The 2,944-nt window shown below is 28.5% G+C and carries 4 protein-coding genes; all 4 read left to right on the forward strand.

The features are described 5' to 3' along the window. Positions 1-323 (forward strand): DUF4351 domain-containing protein (locus B3J31_RS11340; RefSeq protein ID WP_346868184.1); only part of this gene is annotated, 323 nt, incomplete at its 5' end. A gap of 248 nt (positions 324-571) precedes the next feature. Beyond that, positions 572-1,051 carry a GNAT family N-acetyltransferase gene (locus B3J31_RS11345; RefSeq protein ID WP_346868183.1) on the forward strand — a complete coding sequence of 160 codons (480 nt, stop codon included), beginning with the start codon at positions 572-574 and terminating at the stop codon, positions 1,049-1,051. A gap of 209 nt (positions 1,052-1,260) precedes the next feature. Continuing rightward, on the forward strand, positions 1,261-1,959 hold the full coding sequence (locus B3J31_RS11350) for a GNAT family N-acetyltransferase (RefSeq protein WP_346868182.1): 699 nt from the start codon (positions 1,261-1,263) through the stop codon (positions 1,957-1,959). 84 nt (positions 1,960-2,043) lie between these two features. Beyond that, a complete protein-coding gene (locus B3J31_RS11355; protein WP_346873989.1) occupies positions 2,044-2,874 on the forward strand; it encodes a GNAT family N-acetyltransferase in 831 nt (276 codons plus the stop codon). Positions 2,875-2,944 lie beyond the last annotated feature (70 nt).

The raw sequence follows: 2,944 nt of genomic DNA on the forward strand, positions 1-2,944 counted from the left end.
CAATGGATGTTCTATACAACATTAGTGGAGATAAAGAGTTAATACAACTGGCCGAGATGAGAGATAAAACTATAAGGGATGAGAAAAGTAGACTTCAAGGTGCTAGAGATGAAGGTAGAGAAGAAGGCAAAAAAGAAGGTATAAAGCAAGGAGCAAAAGATGCTTTAGCTAAAAGTACTATAAAACTTTTAAGGAAAAAGTTTAAGGATATTCCAGAGAATATAATAGAGTCTATACTTAATTTATCTTTAGAAAAGATAGAAAAAATTAATGGAGATTTGTTTGATATAGAGTCCATTGAGGAATTAAATAAGTATATTTAATTAAGGATGTATTACCTATAAAACTAAGTAATTAGAAATACCTAGAAACAGTAGAATTTCAGAATTCTGCTGTTTTTTTGTAGTTATACATTAAACAAAGTAAATATATGCTTTATATGGTATGAATTTATTGAGCAGTGGAAAGTGAGGTGGTACAATAAGGATATTGTTAATTAAGTTTAAATAATAAGGATCAGGTAAAATAATATTCAATTTAGGGATAGTATTAAAGGTGAGTGAGATAGGAAATGCGTATAAGAAGGTATGAACCATCAGATTGTAAAGATTTAGCGGAACTGTTTTATAATACAGTACATTCCATTAATGCGAAAGACTATACAGAAGAACAGTTGAATGTATGGGCAACAGGTAGTGTAGATTTAGAGAAATGGAACAAATCCTTATTAGAAAATTTTACAGTTATTGCTATTGAAAATAATATTATAGTTGGTTTTGGAGATATAGATAAGAGTGGATATTTAGATAGATTATATGTTCATAAGGACTACCAAAATAAAGGAATTGCTACTACAATTTGTGATGTACTGGAAAAGGAATTTGATGTAGATAAGATTAGTACACAGGCATCAATTACTGCAAAGTATTTCTTTGAAAAACGAGGATATAAGGTTGTAAAAGAACAGAAAGTAGAAAGGAAAGGTGTTTTACTAACAAACTATGTTATGGAGAGGTATTGCAATTCTAGTTTACTTAATGAAAATATATAAAAACCCCACTTTAAGTAGATATGGAGAACTGTACCACAAGAAAATGCAATTTATACCCCCGGGATTTATATGGCTTGGCTAAGGTTATTTTTAAAGCTGGAAATACCATACTAAAAATAATGTTATATTTACAAAATATGCTATAATTAAAAAGGTAAGTAATTTTTAGTGTCAGGCAAATAGTAAAATTTGTGGAGGCGATTTTAATTATGGATAATATTCAGAAAGTAATTAATTATTATATTACAAATTATAATCTGGAATATAATGCATTTGATGATGGAAAAAATGTATTCATGGAAAGCGATGTAGAAATTTTTCGTATGATTTCATTTGGAAAATCAATGCTTTTTATTGGAAGAAGAGATTTAATTAATTGGGCAAAAGAAAATTTTATAGATACTTTAGCAGAAGATATTATTGATGGTAAAAATCTTCATAGGATTGAATGTAAACTAAGAGAAAATGATTTATGTCTTGCAGGTGAACATTTGAGATTTCTTTATAGTAAAAATGAAGATATTATTTGCCCAGATAATGTAGTTCTTAAGAAAATAGAAAAAGAAAATATGAGTGAGTTTTATATTAAATATCCTGGATTTGAAAATGCATTAAACTATGAAAAGGATGAAATTGCAATTGCAGCTTTTATTGAGGGAACTATGGTAGCTATAGCTGGTGCAGACAATTATCATGATCCACTATGGCAAATAGGTATAGATACCATTAAGGAATATAGGGGACAAGGATTAGCAAAATTGGTTATTCAACAATTAACAAAGGAGATATTGAAGCTAGATAAAATACCATATTATACAACGTGGAGTGCGAACCTTGCTTCAATGAGAACTGCTTTAGCTACAGGGTTTTATCCAGCCTGGGTAGAATATTTTGCAGAAAAATATTAACTTTTAATAGCAAAATATTATCTTGTCAAATTCCAATTTAAGATTGATTAATTGATTAAAATGATATTTTGGAGGTAGTGAAAGATGAAGATTGAATTAATAGAAGCCAGTAAGGCTGATAAAATGATATTAAAAAATATGATTGAATTATATAATTATGATTTATCAGAATATGAAAATCGTGATTTAAATGAACATGGGTTATATGATTACAGTTATTTAGATAATTACTGGACAGAAAAAGATAGATACCCCTTTATAATTAGAGTAGATGAAAAATTAGCAGGATTTGTTCTTGTTAATAAACATAGCGTTGTTACCTCATCACCAACTGATTATGCAATTGCAGAATTTTTCGTTCTAAAAAAATATAGGAAAAGAGGAATAGGTAAAATTGTGGCTTTTGAAGTTTTTAATAAGTTTCAAGGAAATTGGGAAATAAAACAGTTGCGGTTACATAAGGTTTCTCATATTTTTTGGAATAATGTAATAAACCAATATACTTTAGGTAACTTCATAGAACTTGAAAATGGTAATGAAGTTTGGGATGGTCCTATTCATAGATTTACTAATAAATTGAAAAAGGAAGATACTGAAATCAAGGAAGCAATGGATGTTCTATACAACATTAGTGGAGATAAAGAGTTAATACAGTTGGCTGAGATGAGAGATAAAGCTATAAGGGATGAGAAAAGTAGACTTCAGGGTGCTAGGGATGAAGGAAGAGAAGAAGGTAGGCAAGAAGCAAAAAGCGCTTTAGCTAAAAGTACTATAAAACTTTTAAGGAAAAAGTTTAAGGATATTCCAGAGAATATAATAGAGTCTATACTTAAATTATCTTTAGAAAAGATAGAAAAAATTAATGGAGATTTATTTGATATAGAATTTCTAGAGGAGTTAAAGAAGTATCTTTAATTAATGATACATTCAATATAAAACTATAGTTAGTTAGGAGCACATAGTAACAGTAGAATTTCAGAATTCT

It is taken from the genome of Clostridium sp. UBA5988, assembly GCF_002435615.1.
Taxonomy (GTDB): domain Bacteria; phylum Bacillota; class Clostridia; order Clostridiales; family Clostridiaceae; genus Clostridium_J; species Clostridium_J sulfidigenes.

What these genes read in the sequence shown, in the direction of transcription:
- B3J31_RS11350 (WP_346868182.1), top strand. Translation starts at nt 1,261, where the DNA reads ATGGATAATATTCAGAAAGTAATTAATTATTATATTACAAATTATAAT.
- B3J31_RS11355 (WP_346873989.1), top strand. Translation starts at nt 2,044, where the DNA reads ATGAAGATTGAATTAATAGAAGCCAGTAAGGCTGATAAAATGATATTA.
- B3J31_RS11345 (WP_346868183.1), top strand. Translation starts at nt 572, where the DNA reads ATGCGTATAAGAAGGTATGAACCATCAGATTGTAAAGATTTAGCGGAA.